A 17,378-nucleotide genomic window follows, 5' to 3' on the forward strand; every position below is an offset into this window, starting at 1 on the left:
GAAGGTGACAGTGTGTGGAAAGCGGAGAATTAAAGATATTCCGGGCTGTTGCCCGTGAAGGAAGTATAACAAAAGCAGCCCGGCAGCTGAATTATGTTCAATCTAATGTAACAGCCAGAATCCATAAGCTTGAGACAGATCTGAATATCAAGTTATTTCACCGGACAAATCGTGGAATGACGTTAACGGCTGCGGGGGAAAACCTATTACAATACGCAGATCAAGTTTTATCATTATTAGACGAAGCTGAGAAATCAGCGCAGTTAAGTCAGCATCCGAAAGGGCCGTTGCGGCTTGGAGCATTGGAAACAACAGCGGTCACTCACCTGCCTGAACATGCAGCTTCATTCCTCAGACGTTTTCCTGAAGTTGATTTATCAGTGAACACAGGTGATACGCACAGCTTGGTTCGGCAAGTTCTAGATCATAAGGTGGATGGCGCTTTTGTGTACGGTCCTGTTGAATACATGGATATCAAACAAATTCCTGTTTTCTATGAGGAATTGGTGTTGATTTCACCGGAGGAAGGGGCGATAGAGGACATGCTACGGCTGCCGATGCTCTTTTTTGGAACCGGCTGCTCTCATCGCGATAGGGTCAAAAGATTATTGGAGGAAGCAGGTATTCAACAGCAAAAAATCATAGAATTTGGCACATTGGAAGCCGTTATCAGAGGTGTTTCCGCTGGTTTGGGAACGGCGCTGCTGCCAAAGTCGGCCATTGCCTGCTCTGTCCATCGCCAAAGGGTGTACGTTCACCAGCTTCCCGCATCATATCAGGATATGACGATTGTGTTTATTTACAGGAAAGACTTTTTTATGACCAGTGCATTTCAGCGGTTTATTGCAGAATTGAATGAGGCCAAATTTATCCAATCAGTCTAATCAAGAAGAGAAGATTCAACAATAGCAGGGGATGCGGGATAGATTTTTGTTTTGTAAGCTGGAGAGACTGTTTTCAAAAAAACAAAGAAGCTTTAAGGTCTATGAATTGATTAGCTGATCAAACCTTTATGTGTTTCGAATTGTTATCTGGCGCATGTCTGGATGTTATATTGAAAGGTATTCGTACCGACCGTTAAGGAGTTTGCGGGGACCATAGGCAAGATTAATCGTTCACAGCAAAAAAACTGTACTCGGCAAAAATGAGTACAGTTTTTCTTTTTTATTTATGTTTTAAATTAATTCCGATCGCTGCGCCGTTTCTGCTTGAATCGGCTACTCCTTTGAAGGTGCCGTTTTCACGGTCGATAAAAATGCTTTGCACGTTTCCGATGTCCACTGGACTTGTGCCGAATTTATGGCCCATGTCTTTTAATTTGCTGAGTACATTCTCTGGAACTCCGTCTTCGTATCTGTAGGAGCTCATACTGTTTGTGTAAATTCTCGGCTCTTCAACCGCTGCTTTTAATTCCATTCCATATTCTATATTATAGAGGATGGTTTGCAGCACGGAAGAAATAATCGTTGCCCCTCCAGGAGATCCGACGGTGAGAACTGGTTTGTCATCTTTAAACAAAATCGTCGGTGTCATGCTGCTTAATGGCCGCTTGTTCGGCTGAACTTCGTTGGCTCCGCCTGGAACCGCATCAAAATCTGTTAGTTCATTGTTTAAAATGACGCCGTAATCAGGAACCATAATGCCTGTGCCAAACAGCTGTTCAATTGTTGTTGTATAGGAAACAACATTGCCCCAGCGGTCCGCGACGGTAAAGTGTGTCGTTTGGCCGTCTACTTTATCATTCGGCTGTTCGACTTGCTTATAGTTTGCGGTTCCTTCTTCGTATTTCCAAGGATCACCGGCTTTTGGTTTTTTGTTGACTTCATCTAAACTGATTAATTGCTGGCGCTCTTTTATATAGTCGGGGTGAAGCAAACCTTTGAGAGGAACATTTACAAATTCGGGATCGCCTGCATAAGCCGCACGGTCAGCGTAAGACAAATGCATGGTTTCAGCGAGCAGATGGTATTTTTCCCATGAGCGGATATCATATTGTGAAAGGTTAAAATCATCGAGAATGTTTAGCATTTGCAGCAAGAAAACGCCGCCAGAGCTTGGAGGAGGAGTCGTTGCGATTTGATAGCCTTGATATTCTCCCCAAATTGGTTCGTCAATTGTAATGTCATAATTTTCTAAATCTTTTTCGGTCATTGATCCCCCAAAATCCTGAACAGTATCAGAAAGGGCTTTGGCAAATCTGCCTTCGTAAAAGGCGTCTATGCCTTTCGAACGAATGAGCTTAAAGGTTTTGGCCAGATCTTTTTGAATGAGCGTATCGCCTTCTTTAAGCGGCTCGCCATTCGGCAGAAATACATCCTTAGCGGCAGTCCGTGATAATTTTTCCTGATAATCAGAAATCGCATCTGCTAACACTGAATCAATCGGAAAGCCTTTATCAGCGAGTTTTATAGAGGGGGAAATTAATTGTTTCATCGAACGGGTTCCCCATGTATCCAAGGCTTTTTCCAGCCCTTTCAGTGTACCCGGAACACCAACGGCAGTACCTTTTGTGACACGTTCGGAGAAAGGTATCGCTTTGCCGTTTTCATCGAGAAACATATCCGGAGTTGCGCCTGCGGGAGCGCGTTCACGGCTGTCAATGATCGTCGTATCTTTTGTTTTTCCGTCATACACCATCATAAAACCGCCGCCGCCAATACCTGACATCATCGGTTCTGTGACATTAAGCGCAAACTGAATGGCAACCGCCGCGTCAATGGCATTTCCGCCTTTTTTCAGGACGTCAGCTCCGATCTCTGAAGCGAGAGGATGCGCAGTCGCAACCATTCCGTCTTTGCCTACATCTACTTGTTTGTACTCGTCATAGCCTTTGGGCGGCTTTTTAGCTTCCGCGTGAAATGGAGCACTTCCAGCGACTAACAGAACACTAAGCAGGGCTGCTAAACAGACGTTCCACGTTTTTTTCATGTTCTCCCTCCTATTAAGCTGTTATGTTACAATCTTAGCGTAAAAAAAATACAGCGGTTTCACAAGTGACAAATGGTATATTATCTATATCATTCGGCCTTATTTCTGTGTGAAATTGATTATATTGGGGTGAGTCATGTGCTATAGTAGAAACAGCATACGGATTCAGAAAGGAATGCTATATGTATTTAACGATTAAAGAAACAGCAGAATATGCAAATCTTTCAGAGGATTATATTAAAAGTTTGGTGCTCGAAGGTAAAATCAGGGCCGTTCATGACGGTGAGCAATTTTTGATTTATAAGGGACAGTTCAAAACGCATCTCGAACAGCTGGAAAATTACAAAGCGCTCGTGCAGGAAATATTAAATGAACCGATCCCAGAAGATATTGATGTAAAGGATGAAGACTAGGACACAATTTCAAATTGTGTCTTTTTTTGCATATTTTTTTGAGAGCATCTCGAAAAGAAAAGCGTCATATTGCGTTATAAGGGCTTTTTCGGGAAGGGTCAGAGTGATTTGTCTCAGGAGGCGAAAAAGCTTTATATGAGCCTGTAAATGCCATTTCAGAAGATAGGGCGTTTCAAGAGATCTCTTTTCTACTTATGTAACACTATGTATATTATGTTACATAAATGCCTCCGAACTTTGACATTCAACGTTTTTCCGCTATAATAGTAACATAGACCTCAAAACGTTACATAACGGTTTTTAAGGAGTTTTTTGATGCATATTGTACAGCCGATCCGCAGTTTAGAGAAAATTCAAGATGTAAAACAGTATTTACGCAGCAAAAACAAGCGTGATTATTTTTTGTTTATTTTCGGCATTAACAGCGCGCTCCGAATTTCTGATATTTTGCCGCTTCAGGTGAAAGATGTCAGAAATAAAGACCATTTATGGGCGACTGAAAGCAAAACAAAAAAGAAAAGGAAGATTCTCATTTTAGAATCTTTGAAAGCAGAAATATACGAGTATACGAAAGATATGAAAGAAAATGAATACCTCTTTAAATCTGTCCGAACCAAAAAGCCAATTTCACGCATTCAGGCATACAGAATTTTAAGAGAGGCAGCCGAAGCGTGCGGACTTGAGGAAATAGGGACCCATACGCTCCGGAAAACATTTGGCTATCATTTCTACCAGCGGACAAAAGATATCGCTGAGCTGCAGAGGATCCTTAATCATTCATCACCTTCGATTACAATGCGTTATATTGGAATCGATGAAGATACAACAAGAGCTGCTTATAAGGTATTTGGAGGGCTGTAAATCAAATCGCTTGAAAATCGTGACAATCGGAGCTACTATATAGATATCAAAAAAGCTCTAGTAGCACAGCGGATAGTGCAGCAGTTTCCTAAACTGCAGGTCGGGAGTTCGAATCTCTCCTAGAGCGTAATAAAACAAAAGGGCAATGGACGATACGTCCGTTGCCCTTTTTATGCTTAACATAAAAAACGCCCGTTTTTCTCGGGCGTTTTTTTCTTATATAACTGCGTCAAAGCGATTTACTTTCCACTTTTTGTTCTCTTTTACAAATGTCACTTTCCGTTTTGCTGAAGGTGATCCGTCCAAAGTAGGAACGGTAAATTCATATGTGACTGTGCCGCCTTTTTTAGAAATGAGTTTAGCGGTTGATTTTTTCCAATTTAAGAGATTGTCTCCGTCACCGACCGGAACAGCCAGTTTTCCTTTTGAGACAACGAAATGATAGTCTTTAAAGCCTTTTTCAATCGCTGTTTTTGAGAAAATAGGTGTTAAGTAATTCACAGCTTTTTCTTTTGTGCCAAGGTCACTGCACATGTATACGTACTGAAGATTTTGATGCTCGAATGTGCCTGATGGGCAAACTGCTTTTTTCGCTTTTGGATTGTGTCCGCTCATTGTATTCCAAAAATGCTCTCTTGCTGTTATTGCCAGCTGCAATGCTTGTTTTTGTGATAAATCTCCGGATGTGTTTTTCGCAAATGCATTTGTGTTTAATGACAGAATAAGTGCAATAGTGGTTAGAAATAGAAGATATTTTTTCAATGTGGCTCTCTCCTTTAAAATCTCTTTCTCTTATGTTACAAATGTTACAATAGTTACGTTTAGATTACAATACTTTTGCATAAATTATTTTTTATTCTTTCATCTCACCAAAAGACTATGCTGTATCGCACTAGTTTATTCTTGCAGATTGAAAAATGTGTAAAAATAGGAGAATCGGGAAGGGTTTTATAAGTACTGTGGTGAATAGTTACATGTTGCATGTCGTGTTCATTTCAAAAGAAACGGGAGCACGTTAGTGAAACGAGTTTAAATAAAGGAGTCATTCATATGGAAACATTACAAGAAAATCCCGTATCTAAGAAGAAGAGCAATCCATCTGTTTGGCGGTCAATGTCACTATTTTTAGTGCCGCTCCTTCTGAGCAATGTGCTGCAATCAGTGGGCCAATTAGTCGGGATGGTCGCTGTGGGCAGATGGCTTGGCGTAGATGCGCTTGCAGCTGTCTCATCCTTTTTCCCGCTGTTTTTTCTTCTCATTTCATTTACGATCGGCATCGGTTCCGGCAGTTCCATTCTTATCGGGCAAGCCTATGGGGCAAAAAATGAGGAACGGTTAAAGGCCGTTGTCGGAACAACGCTGACATTCACCTTTTTATTAGGAATTGTGTTAGCTGTGATCGGCAGTATATTCACCTTAGATATTCTGCGTCTCATGGGAACGCCGGAAAATGTAATTCATGTCAGTGTCAGCTATGCGCGTATCTTATTTTGCGCAATGCCGTTTATGTTTTTATATTTTGCTTATACCACATTCTTGCGGGGGACAGGAGATTCTAAGACACCGTTTTATACATTGATTGTAAGCACAGTCATCAATATAGCACTTTTACCAATCTTCATTCTCGGCATGTTCGGCTTGCCGAAGCTGGGCATTTACGGCTCTGCTTACGCAACCGTTATTTCTACAATTGTGACCTTTATCGTATTATTGGTGTATCTGCGGAAAACGAAACACCCGCTGCAATTTGATAAGACAGTACGGCGTTATTTGAAAATGGATAAGGAATTGCTGGCGCTTCTGCTGCGTCTTGGTATTCCGTCAAGCATTAACATGATTCTCGTCTCACTATCGGAAATAGCAGTCATTTCATTCGTCAATCATTATGGCTCTGATGCAACAGCAGCATATGGCGTGGTCAATCAGGTAGCCAGCTATGTGCAAATGCCGGCTGTCAGTCTGGGGATCGCGGTGTCTATTTTCGCCGCTCAATCTATTGGAGCGAATGAGTTTGACCGGTTAAAGCAAGTCATTCGGGTCGGTATTTGGCTGAATTATATCATTGGCGGTGTGCTGATCCTCCTTATCTATCTTTTTGCACATCAGATTTTAGCATTATTTTTGACCGAGAAAGATACCCTTTACATTGCACACAGGCTTTTGATGATTACATTATGGAGCTATTTGCTGTTTGGGAATGCCCAAATTATTTCTGCGACGATGCGTGCAAGCGGAACGGTTTTATGGCCGACCCTTATCAGTATTTTTGCCATCTGGGGAATCGAAGTGCCGGTCGCGTTTGTTCTGTCTCACTATACAAATCTTGAAATACTCGGCATTTGGGTAGGCTATCCGGCAGCATTTGCTGTGAGTTTGCTTTTGATTTACGGGTATTATCAATTCATTTGGAAAAAGAAGCAGATTACACGTCTGATTCAATAAACTCCAAAAAACACCGTTCATTTTGAATGGTGTTTTTTGTTTACTTAAAGACAAAAGGGAAAACATAAAATGGAGGAAATAGTGCACACTGAATTGAATTTATATATAAGCATTGAACTAAGGAGAGGTTGAGTACACATGACAAATTATATTGAAAAGATGACGTATTTAGGAACACCAGCTGTCAAAGCGGGTAATGAGCATTTGGAAATAATAGTCGTGCCTGAGTGGGGCAGCAACGTCATTTCTCTCGTAGACAAAGAAACAAAGATGCACCTTTTACGAGAACCGGAAACAACTGAAAGCTTTCATGACACACCTACATTGTATGGAATTCCCATTTTGTTTCCGCCTAATCGCATAAGTGACGGAACGTTCATTTTCCGGGGCAGAACGTATCATTTTGATATCAATGAAAAAGATAAACACCATCACCTCCACGGCTTTCTCTATGACAAAAAGTGGGACATCATAACGATGAAACAAACAGACGAAGAAGTGATCATAGAAACTGAAATTGATCTATCGGAAATTCCCCATGTTTATAAACAATTTCCGCATCATGCTGTTGTACGGATGACATACATTTTAAAAGATAACACTCTTTATAAGCATGCCACGATCATGAATAAAGGGAAGGATGCATTTCCTTGGGGGCTTGGTTATCATACGACCTTCGTTTTCCCAGAAGAGAGCTCTTTATTTTCTCTTACTGCTGATCAGCAATGGGAATTGGATGAACGTTTATTGCCGACCGGAAAGCTGATCGATATACCAAATCAGGAAGCTTTGCACGAAGGAATGCTCTTGCGGCAGCAGCTTGATGATGTCTTTTTATCTTCTTATCAGAAGAGAGGAGGAGAAAATCAGGCCGTCATTTACCATCAGCATGCACACCTGAATATGATCTACAAGGCGGATGAACAATTTAAGCATTGGGTTGTGTATAATGCTGATGGAACACAAGGGTATTTATGTCCGGAGCCTTATACATGGGTGACAAACGCAGTTAACCTTGATCTCCCTTCGTCACTCACTGGCTTACATGTGTTAGAGCCTGGTGAAGAGAAGACAGTCAAAAGCAGCATCACGATTGAGCGTAATCATCGATAGCCAATCAGGAGAGGCGGGATAAGAAAATGGGAAAAAGCATGAAGCTTTATTTTGTAATATTGCTGCTTTTCATCTTTGCTTCCATTCCATATATGCATCATGCTGTACAGGCGGCTGAAGAACAGGATACACTTGCCGGGCAGATTGAAACCATTTTAGCCAATGAACCTGCTTTAAAAGGTGCAATGGCCGGCATTACTGTCCGTTCTGCAGAAACAGGCGACGTCATTTACGACCATTTAGGGGATGTCCGGATGAGACCCGCCTCTTCTTTGAAGCTTTTTACAGCCGCCGCGGCACTTTCTGTTCTCGGTGAGGATTATTCTTTCACAACAGAAGTGCGGACAGACGGCCGCCTTAAAGGACAAAAACTGAATGGCAACCTTTATCTGAAAGGAAAAGGAGATCCGACACTTTTACCATCTGATTTTGATCAAATGGCCGAAAAGCTGAAAAAATCCGGCATCAAGTCCATAAAAGGCAATCTTGTCGCCGATGACTCATGGTATGATCATCTCCGCTATTCGCCTGATTTGCCATGGAGTGATGAGTACACTTATTACGGCGCGCAAATTTCCGCACTGACAGCGTCTCCAAATGAGGACTATGATGCAGGCACTGTGATAGTAGAAGCCAGCCCGGGAAAGAAAGAAGGACAAAAGCCAGCAATATCAGTGTCACCAAAAACGGATTATGTAGCGATTGAGAATGAGGCGAAAACAGTTGAGGCGGGAAAAAAGAAAGATCTTTCTATCGAAAGAGAACATGGAACCAATACTATCACGATTAAAGGGAGCATACCGGTTGATGCAAGCAAAACAAAAGAGTGGATTTCCGTCTGGGAGCCGGCAGGATATGCTTTAGATTTATTTAAGCAGGCTCTTAAAAAACAAGGCATTACAGTAAAAGGGAAAATCATAATGGGCACAGCGCCCGACTCTTCAGACGTACTGGCCACTCATCACTCAATGCCTTTGTCTAAGCTATTTCTCCCTTTTATGAAATTAAGCAATAACGGACACGCCGAGGTACTTGTAAAAGAGATGGGGAAAGTGGAAAAAGGAGAGGGCAGCTGGGAAAAAGGGCTTGAAGTGCTAAACAGTACGCTTCCGAATTTCAGCGTTGATCCCAAAACACTTATTTTGAGGGACGGTTCCGGGGTCTCTCATATCAACGCCGTATCATCAGACCAAATCACAAAGCTGTTATATGACATCCAAGATGAAAAGTGGTTTCAACCTTATCTGCATGCTCTGCCGGAAGCGGGGAACAGTGACAGACTGGTAGGCGGGACGCTAAGAAACCGCATGAAAGACACTCCGGCAGAAGGAAAAATAAGGGCAAAGACCGGGTCCTTAAGCACTGTCAGCTCTCTGTCTGGCTATGCAGAAACAAAGAGCGGAAAAACGCTCGTTTTCTCTATTCTTCTAAACGGTTTGATTGATGACTCGGATGGCAAAGACATTGAGGATCAAATTGCTGTTATTTTGGCAAATCAATAAAAACGCTAAACCTGTTTTCCGCGAAAACAGGTTTTTTTATATTTCTTTTTACATTATTGCGCTTGTTTTTAAAACATCCATCTAAATATTGTAGAAATGTAACTGATACTGAGGCGGAGAATATCTTATAAACGGTTCAACACTATCCTCATATGAAATTAAATAAATGAAGAAAAAATCTAGTGATGAAGAACTATTAAAAATCGATACTTTCATAACTTTACATTCGAAATCCTAATAAAATTAATCAAGAAAAATAAATAATTAATACTATATTCAAAAAAATGTTATAAAAATTTTATATTTTTTATTGTACTTTAAAAAAATTCGGTTAATATAATGCATATATGGATTATATAGTCATATAATTTCTTTTTATTGTAATTTTTTCAGTTTCTTATCCTCTTATAAATTAGAATTGGAGGGAATTCGTTGAAAGAAAATACTTATGGTTTAACTCATGCCCAAAGGAGAGTTTGGTTTACTGAACTGTTGGAGCCTGGTACAAGCATCTGTAATCTGACCGCCTGTGTAAAATTCAGGGGTGATGTTGATCTTGATGCTCTTCAGTTGGCTCTGAACCTTTCAATCTCCCGTAATGATGCAATCAGGTTCCAGCTGACAGAAGGAATTGAATCGGAGTCAGAGCCTCGTCTGTATCTTGCAGAATACAAAGGATTATCACTTGAAATAATAGATTTTACAAATGCTGAAATGACTGAAACAGAGCAATGGATTCATGATCAAGCCAGAATTCCGTTTAAGCTGCTTGATTCGCCTCTGTATCAATTTTATCTCCTTAGAATCCACCCCCATGAAATTTGGCTATATGCGAAATTCCATCATATTATCATGGACGGCATCTCTTTAAATTTGATGGGAAATCAAATTATTAATCTGTATCAAAAAATCAAAAAAGGGGAGCCTATACCCGATGAGCAAGAGCCTTCCTACATTAGCTACATAGAAAAAGAGAGGCAGTACTTACAATCTTCACGTTTTGAAAAAGACCATTTGTTTTGGACGCAAACCTACCAACAGCCGCCGGAATACCACTCACTAACCGGACAGAGCACTTCACAAAAGCAGAGTACCTCCGCATCGAGAGATACTATCACACTTTCACCTTACCTAGCACATACCATCCAAGCTTTTTGCGAAGAACAGAAAATCAGTATGATTTCCTTATTTATGGCTTCATTTTACATATGTATCAGCCGCATCACCTCTAAAACGGACCTTGCGATCGGAACCTACTATGGAAACAGGGGGTCAAAGGCGGAGAAAGAAATGCTTGGCATGTTTGTCAGCTCTCTTCCAATCAGAAAAACGGTTGATTCTGACGCCGATTTTCTTTCCTTTGTACGCAGTGTCGGCAGAGAACAGCTTTCAGTCATGCGCCACCAAAGATTTCCTTATAATTTGCTGGTGAATGAATTAAGAAAAGAACACAAGGATTTACACAACCTGATCGGTATATCAATGCAGTACCATCCGCTTCAGTGGCAAAAAGCGGATGATTTGAACTATGAGACGGCGCTTTATTTCAGCGGATACACCGCGAATGAGCTTTCTGTTCAAATACAGGAGCGGATAGATACTGGAGCCATTCAATTAAATTTCGACTATCAAAATATCTTATTTTCTCTTGAGGACATTAAACGGATTCAGCACCACCTGCTTACGTTGCTGGAAAACGCGCTTCAAAATCCGCATAGCACTATAAAAGAATTAGATATGGCAGAAAAACATGAGAAAGAAAAAGTTTTGTATGAATTTAACAGAACGAAAGCTGTTTCGCCTGCAGCTTCGACGCTGCACGGGCTGTTTGAACGTCAGGCAGCTTTGACGCCGGATCGGACGGCCTTACGCTTTTCTGGCGGTTCGCTGACTTACGCGCAGCTTGACATGTACGCCAACAGGCTGGCAGCGCGCCTTACGGCGCATGGTGTCACGAAGGAAAGCATTGTCGGTGTTCTAAGCGAGCGTTCGCCGGACATGCTGACAGCCGTTCTCGCCGTATTAAAGGCAGGCGGAGCTTATTTGCCGCTTGATCCTGCATATCCAGAGGAGCGGCTGAGCTATATGCTGAAAGACAGCGGGGCAGCATTGTTGCTGACGCAGCCGGGATTAAGGGCACCTGATTTTTCCAAGAAGACACTTGAAGTGGATATGACGGCTCTTGCGAATGAAGAATCCGAATATCACTCTCTTCATCAAGCGGACAGCGATTCTCTCGCCTATGTAATCTATACGTCGGGCTCCACTGGACGGCCGAAAGGGGTCGCCGTTGAGCAACGCCAGGCTGTTTCCTTTCTGACCGGCATGCAGATGCAGTTTCCTTTAGAGGAAGACGACATCATTATGATGAAAACGTCTTTTTCCTTTGATGCATCTGTCTGGCAGCTGTTTTGGTGGACGCTTTCAGGTGCTTCGGCCTATCTGCTTCCGTCCGGCTGGGAAAAAGATCCGGCATTGATGATAAAAGCCATTCGGGAGGAAGGCGTTACAATTGCCCATTTTATCCCGGCCATGCTGAACAGCTTTTTGGATCAAGCGGAAATAGAGGCACCGAGAAGCCTGAAGCGCGTATTCGCCGGAGGTGAACCGCTGGCACCCCATACGGCAGCCCGTTTCGCTTCTTTGCTGCCGGAGACATCACTGGTCCACGGCTACGGGCCGACAGAAGCAACCGTTGATGCGGCATTTTACGCGTGTAATCCTGAGCTGGACAGGGATCGCTTGCGCCTTCCGATCGGAAAACCCGTGCCTGGCGCGCGTCTGTATGTGTTAGATCCTCATTTAGCCGTACAGCCTGTCGGCGTAGCGGGAGAATTGTATATCGCCGGAGCCGGGGTTGCCAGAGGCTACTTGAATCGTCCGGAATTAACAGAAGAACGTTTTCTTGATGATCCATTTTATCCGGGTGAACGCATGTACAAAACGGGTGATTTGGCGCGCTGGCTGCCAGATGGACAGGTTGAATTCCTCGGCCGTCTGGATGACCAGGTGAAAATCCGCGGCTATCGTATTGAGCCGGGAGAAATCGAAGCGGCGCTCAGAAGCATAGAAGGCGTGCGGGAAGCGGCTGTAACTGTTCGTACAGAAAGCGGCGAGGCGGAATTATGTGCGTATGCGGAAGGGCTCGGAAGAAATGAAGTGCGCAAGCAGCTTGAGGCATTGCTGCCGGGCTATATGATTCCTGCTCATATCATTGAAATGGAACAATGGCCGGTTACCCCGAGCGGAAAGCTCGACCGAAAAGCGCTGCCTGCTCCTGACGGAGCGGCAGATCGGGAAACCTACACAGCGCCGAGAAATCTGACAGAGATGAAGCTTTCCCAGCTGTGGGAGGAAGTGCTGAAAAGCGGACCTGTCGGCATTCACGACAACTTTTTTGACCGGGGCGGCCATTCCTTAAAAGCCACCGCGCTTGTTTCCCGGATCGCTAAGGAATTCGGCGTCCAGGTGCCGCTGAAGGATGTGTTTGCCCATCCGACGGTAGAAGGTTTGGCTTCTGTCATCAGCGAAGGAACGGAAAGTCCGTATGAAGCCATTAAGCCGGCTGAAAAACGCGAGACCTACCCGGTTTCCTCCGCCCAAAAGCGGATGTATGTGCTCCAGCAGCTGGAGGATGGTGGCACAGGCTACAATATGCCGGCAGTCTTGGAGCTGGAAGGAAAGCTGGTTCTTACAAGAATGGAGGCCGTATTCAACAAGCTGATCAAACGCCACGAGTCACTGCGCACGTCCTTTACAACGGACACAGACGGCGAGCCGGTTCAGCGTATCCATGAAGAAGTGCCGTTTACATTCCACACCTCTGTGCTCGGCGGACAAACTGAACAGGAAGCCGCGGCAGCGTTTATCCAGCCGTTTGATCTCAGCCAAGCTCCGCTGTTCCGAGCGGGGGTCGTCAAAGTATCAGACGGGCGGCATCTATTACTGGTCGATATGCATCACATTATTTCAGACGGTGTGTCAGTCAATACGCTCATTCGGGAATTCGGGGAGCTGTACGCCAATCAAGAGCTACCTGCGCTTCACATTCAATATAAAGACTATGCCGTATGGCAGGAGGCCTTTAAAAAAGGAGACACGTACAAGACGCAGGAGGCATACTGGCTGAAGCAGCTCGAAGGCGAGCTGCCCGTACTGGACCTGCCGGCTGATTACGCCCGGCCGCCGGTGCGAAGCTTCGCGGGTGATCAAGTCTCATTTACGCTCGATCAAGAACTCACAGCCGGGCTTCACAAACTCGCACGCGAGAACGGAAGCACCCTGTACATGGTGCTCCTGGCAGCTTACACAGCGTTATTGGCGCGCTTAAGCGGACAGGAAGACATCATCGTCGGGTCACCAATTGCCGGACGTCCTCACAAGGACCTTGAGCCGATACTTGGAATGTTCGTCAACACCCTGGCGCTTCGGACACGCCCGGAGGGCGGGAAGCCGTTTGCGCAATTTTTGCAGGAAGTGCGTGAGACTGCATTGGAAGCTTACGAACACCAGGATTATCCGTTCGAAGAGCTTGTCGATAAGCTCAGCGTGACAAGGGATATGAGCCGAAATCCAGTGTTTGATGCGATGTTTATTCTTCAAAATATGGACAAACAAGACATTAATCTTGGAGACATAAAAGCACGGCCTGCAAATGTCATTCATCAAATTTCTGTATTTGACATGACGTTGATTGCGGTTGAATCAGATGGAGTCATCAAATGTGACATGGAATTTAGTACCGACGTATTTATGAGAACGACAATTGAACGCTGGACGGCTCATTTTACCGAATTTTTGCGTGCTGCCACGTCAGATCCTAATACAACTCTCTCACAAGTGAATATACTCAGCGAAAAAGAAAAACAAAAGATTTTGATAGAACTCAACAAAACCCACGTTGAATGTTCTCAAACTGATATCGTTTTTCATCGCATGTTTGAAAAGAGGGCTGAAGAGACACCGGAGCATATTGCTGTTATGGACGGTGAAAAACAGATCAGCTATCGCCATCTCAACGAAAAAGCCAATCGTCTGGCGCGCACACTGCAAGAAAAAGGAAAAGAGACGCAGCCAATCGTTGCTGTTTTAGCGGAGCGATCCATTGATGCTATTGTTGGTATTTTAGCCGTTATGAAAGCCGGCGGCGTGTATATTCCGATAGATTCTCATTATCCAAAAGCCCGGATTGAATACCTTCTCAAAGACAGCGGGGCTGAAATTCTTCTTTTACAGAATGAAGTAAAGCATTTGATTGCAGGCTCAGATATAGGTGATATTTCTCGCATCTGTCTTGATGATGAAAGTTTCTATGAAGCAAAAAGATGCAACCTTGCTTCATCTCCTGCCCCGGAGGACTCGGCATATATCATTTATACGTCAGGAACAACCGGTGCGCCTAAAGGCGTTATCGTTACGCACCGAAACTTTGCTCATGCTGTTCTTGCATGGCGCAGCATATATCAGCTCGATCAAATGCCTGTCAGACTGCTTCAAATGGCGAGTTTTTCCTTTGATGTCTTTTCAGGAGACTTGGCGAGAACATTGGCCAACGGAGGGACTCTAGTCATTTGCCCTGATGAAACAAGGCTTGAGCCTGCTGAATTATATGCATTGATGAACCGCCAGCGTATCACGATCATGGAGTCAACACCGGCACTCATTGTCCCATTTATGGAATATGTTTACCGCAACCAGCTCAGTCTTCCTGACTTAGACATCCTTATTCTTGGTTCGGATATGGTGAAAGCCCATGATTTCAAAACATTGGCGGACCGTTTCGGAAACAAAATGCGCTTAATCAATAGTTACGGGGTCACAGAGGCCACGATTGATTCAAGTTATTATGAAATGAATATGGGTGAAGAGTATTCGGGAGACAGCGTACCGATCGGCATCCCGCTTCCCAATGTAAAACTGTATGTACTCAGCCAGACTGACCAAATACAGCCGATCGGTATTGCCGGCGAGCTTTGTATCGGCGGAGCCGGCGTTGCCAAGGGCTATCACGGAAAATTTGAATTAACGGAAAAGAAATTTACAAAAAACCCATTTTTATCCGGAGAAAGACTCTACAGAACAGGGGATCTGGCTTGCTGGCTTCCAAACGGCACTCTCAGGCTTCTTGGCCGGATAGATCATCAAGTAAAAATAAACGGGTACAGGATCGAAACAGAAGAAATTGAAAGTGTGCTTCTCCAAACCGGACTTGTCAATGAAGCGGTTGTAGCGGTTCAAAGTGATACGAATGGACAGGCTCGTTTGGCAGCGTATATTCTGCCTTCAGATGCCGATACAACGGTTCTCCGCGGCGCTTTATCGAAAATGCTGCCGGCATATATGATCCCTGCGCATATCATTCCTTTGGAAACTATGCCGCTGACATTAAACGGGAAGCTGGACAGAAGAGCCTTACCGGCACCAAATGAAGGTTTCTCGCGGCCGTATACTGCACCGGTCAACGAATTGCAGGGAATGACAGCGCAGATTTGGGAGGACGTGCTGAGCGTGTCTCGAGTTGGCATTCACGACTCCTTTTTTGAGCTTGGAGGAGACTCTATTAAAGCACTGCAAGTGTCCGCCCGGCTGGCAGCTGAAGGCTGGAGCATGACTATACAAGATTTATTCCGTTATCCAACAGTTCATGAGCTGAGCAGCCACATCACTCCATTGATATCTCAGGCAGAACAGAGGCCTATCGAAGGTGAAGCGGATCTCACACCGATTCAGAGCAAATTTTTCGATCAGCGTCATGCTTTTCGTGATCATTACAACCAATCGGTCATGCTTTTCAGCGAAAAGGGGTTTCATGCTGACGCGCTTCGCCAAGCGCTGCGCAAATTGACTGAGCATCATGACGCGCTTCGCATGGTGTTTACACAGGATCATACCGGGCGTGTCGTTCAGTACAATCGCGGTATTCAGATTACTGAAAATGAACTGTTCGGATTTCATCTAGCGGATTGGACAAAGGAACAGGCAAAAGGCACACTCTTGGAAGAAAAATTTGCCGCTGAGGAAATCGTGATTCAAAGTAATATGAATGTAAAAGAAGGACCTTTGCTGCAAGCAGGATTGTTTAAAACGACAGAGGGAGACCATTTGCTGATTACGATCCACCATCTCGCTGTAGATGGCGTTTCTTGGAGGATTCTGCTTGAAGATTTAGCTGCAGCCTACCAACAGTCTTTGGAGCAAACAGAGATCAAACTGCCGCCGAAAAGCGATTCTTATTTATCATATGCCAGCGGTCTGGCACAGATAGCCGGGAGCCGGCAATTGTTATCAGAAATAACATATTGGCAAACGATTTTAGATGCCCATAATGTTTTTCTGCCTAAGGACATGGCTGAGTCGGACAGGCATCAAAGCAGTGCTGAAACAGCTGCGTTTGTATTATCCAGTGACTGGACTAAAAAACTGCTGTTTGAAACGCAGCAAGCCTATGGTACTGATGCCAACGAACTTTTGCTGACTGCTTTAGGAATGGCGCTTTATGAATGGAGCGGACATGAACAAATTGTGATCAGCGCTGAGGGCCATGGAAGAGAAGGACATGTTCCGAATATTGATATTTCACGAACAGTAGGTTGGTTCACTTCTATTTATCCTATCCTTCTGGACATGAGTGCACCGCATTCATCTGAAGATCAGCTCGGTTACAGAATCAAAGCGACAAAGGACAGGCTGAGAAGAGTGCCGCAAAAGGGAACGGGCTACGGCTTATTAGTACAAAAGGGAGCCATACAGCATAAAGAGCCTGAGATCAGCTTCAATTATCTTGGACAATTCAGCGAAGGTGAGGGTTCTGATTTGTTTCAACTGTCTTCTTATCAGCCTCGTTACGAAATAGCGGGGGAGAGAGAAAGAGAGTACGAGCTCGATATTAATGCTTTGATAACAGACGGACGCCTGCAAGTTAAAGCAGTATACACCCGGGTGTTCCGCGAAAACACAATTCAGTGTTTGATGGACAGCTTTCACAGTCATCTTATCGAGATCATTGAGCATTGTACAAAGAAAAAAGAACGAGAAAAAACGCTGAGCGATTTCAGCAACAAAGAACTAACGCCATCCGCATTATCTAGCATCGAAAATCTCGTTAAAGATCTTTAACTTT

General features: G+C 44.0%; 9 protein-coding genes and 1 tRNA gene. 8 read left to right on the forward strand and 2 right to left on the reverse strand.

All coding sequences use genetic code 11. The features are described 5' to 3' along the window. The first annotated feature begins 14 nt into the window (after window positions 1–14). A complete protein-coding gene (locus tag H7F27_RS10985; RefSeq protein ID WP_185847903.1) occupies window positions 15–884 on the forward strand; it encodes a LysR family transcriptional regulator YofA in 870 nt (289 codons plus the stop codon). 280 nt (window positions 885–1,164) lie between these two features. Here the strand turns inward: H7F27_RS10985 and ggt are convergent, their stop codons facing one another. Further along, window positions 1,165–2,928: a gamma-glutamyltransferase gene (gene ggt, locus H7F27_RS10990; protein ID WP_185847904.1), complete on the reverse strand. Its 1,764-nt coding sequence runs from the start codon at window positions 2,926–2,928 to the stop codon at window positions 1,165–1,167. Between the two features lie 182 nt (window positions 2,929–3,110). Here ggt and H7F27_RS10995 point away from each other — a divergent pair, with 182 nt between their 5' ends. The 3 genes from H7F27_RS10995 to H7F27_RS11005 all read left to right on the forward strand — a co-directional run bounded on the left by H7F27_RS10995 (window position 3,111) and on the right by H7F27_RS11005 (window position 4,329). Beyond that, complete coding sequence (locus H7F27_RS10995) at window positions 3,111–3,341, forward strand: excisionase family DNA-binding protein (RefSeq protein WP_024121629.1); 231 nt, start codon at window positions 3,111–3,113, stop codon at window positions 3,339–3,341. Between the two features lie 315 nt (window positions 3,342–3,656). Further along, window positions 3,657–4,202 (forward strand): site-specific integrase, encoded by a 546-nt coding sequence (locus tag H7F27_RS11000; RefSeq protein ID WP_024121628.1) that lies wholly within the window; start codon window positions 3,657–3,659, stop codon window positions 4,200–4,202. A 54-nt stretch (window positions 4,203–4,256) separates the two neighbouring features. Further along, window positions 4,257–4,329: transfer RNA gene (locus tag H7F27_RS11005), tRNA-Arg, on the forward strand. 89 nt (window positions 4,330–4,418) lie between these two features. On the opposite strand, the gene H7F27_RS11010 is transcribed toward H7F27_RS11005, so the two are convergent. After that, window positions 4,419–4,964 carry an IseA DL-endopeptidase inhibitor family protein gene (locus tag H7F27_RS11010; protein ID WP_101861451.1) on the reverse strand — a complete coding sequence of 182 codons (546 nt, stop codon included), beginning with the start codon at window positions 4,962–4,964 and terminating at the stop codon, window positions 4,419–4,421. A gap of 288 nt (window positions 4,965–5,252) precedes the next feature. On the opposite strand from H7F27_RS11010, the gene H7F27_RS11015 reads away from it, so the two are divergent. The 4 genes from H7F27_RS11015 to fenC all read left to right on the forward strand — a co-directional run bounded on the left by H7F27_RS11015 (window position 5,253) and on the right by fenC (window position 17,374). Continuing rightward, window positions 5,253–6,644, forward strand: a complete 1,392-nt coding sequence (locus tag H7F27_RS11015; RefSeq protein ID WP_024121626.1) for an MATE family efflux transporter — start codon at window positions 5,253–5,255, stop codon at window positions 6,642–6,644. Window positions 6,645–6,782: 138 nt separating this feature from the next. Next, window positions 6,783–7,757 carry an aldose 1-epimerase gene (gene galM / locus H7F27_RS11020; protein WP_101861452.1) on the forward strand — a complete coding sequence of 325 codons (975 nt, stop codon included), beginning with the start codon at window positions 6,783–6,785 and terminating at the stop codon, window positions 7,755–7,757. A 26-nt stretch (window positions 7,758–7,783) separates the two neighbouring features. Continuing rightward, the gene (gene dacB / locus H7F27_RS11025; protein ID WP_185847905.1) at window positions 7,784–9,259 is read left to right on the forward strand and encodes a D-alanyl-D-alanine carboxypeptidase/D-alanyl-D-alanine endopeptidase; all 1,476 of its coding nucleotides are present in this window, start codon (window positions 7,784–7,786) and stop codon (window positions 9,257–9,259) included. Window positions 9,260–9,691: 432 nt separating this feature from the next. Then, window positions 9,692–17,374 carry a fengycin non-ribosomal peptide synthetase FenC gene (gene fenC / locus H7F27_RS11030; protein WP_185847906.1) on the forward strand — a complete coding sequence of 2,561 codons (7,683 nt, stop codon included), beginning with the start codon at window positions 9,692–9,694 and terminating at the stop codon, window positions 17,372–17,374. Window positions 17,375–17,378: the final 4 nt, after the last annotated feature.

It is taken from the genome of Bacillus sp. PAMC26543, assembly GCF_014250375.1.
Classification (GTDB): Bacteria; Bacillota; Bacilli; order Bacillales; family Bacillaceae; genus Bacillus; species Bacillus halotolerans.

What these genes read in the sequence shown, in the direction of transcription:
- galM (WP_101861452.1), top strand. Translation starts at nt 6,783, where the DNA reads ATGACAAATTATATTGAAAAGATGACGTATTTAGGAACACCAGCTGTC.
- H7F27_RS10995 (WP_024121629.1), top strand. Translation starts at nt 3,111, where the DNA reads ATGTATTTAACGATTAAAGAAACAGCAGAATATGCAAATCTTTCAGAG.
- H7F27_RS11015 (WP_024121626.1), top strand. Translation starts at nt 5,253, where the DNA reads ATGGAAACATTACAAGAAAATCCCGTATCTAAGAAGAAGAGCAATCCA.
- dacB (WP_185847905.1), top strand. Translation starts at nt 7,784, where the DNA reads ATGGGAAAAAGCATGAAGCTTTATTTTGTAATATTGCTGCTTTTCATC.
- H7F27_RS11000 (WP_024121628.1), top strand. Translation starts at nt 3,657, where the DNA reads ATGCATATTGTACAGCCGATCCGCAGTTTAGAGAAAATTCAAGATGTA.
- ggt (WP_185847904.1), bottom strand. Translation starts at nt 2,928, where the DNA reads ATGAAAAAAACGTGGAACGTCTGTTTAGCAGCCCTGCTTAGTGTTCTG.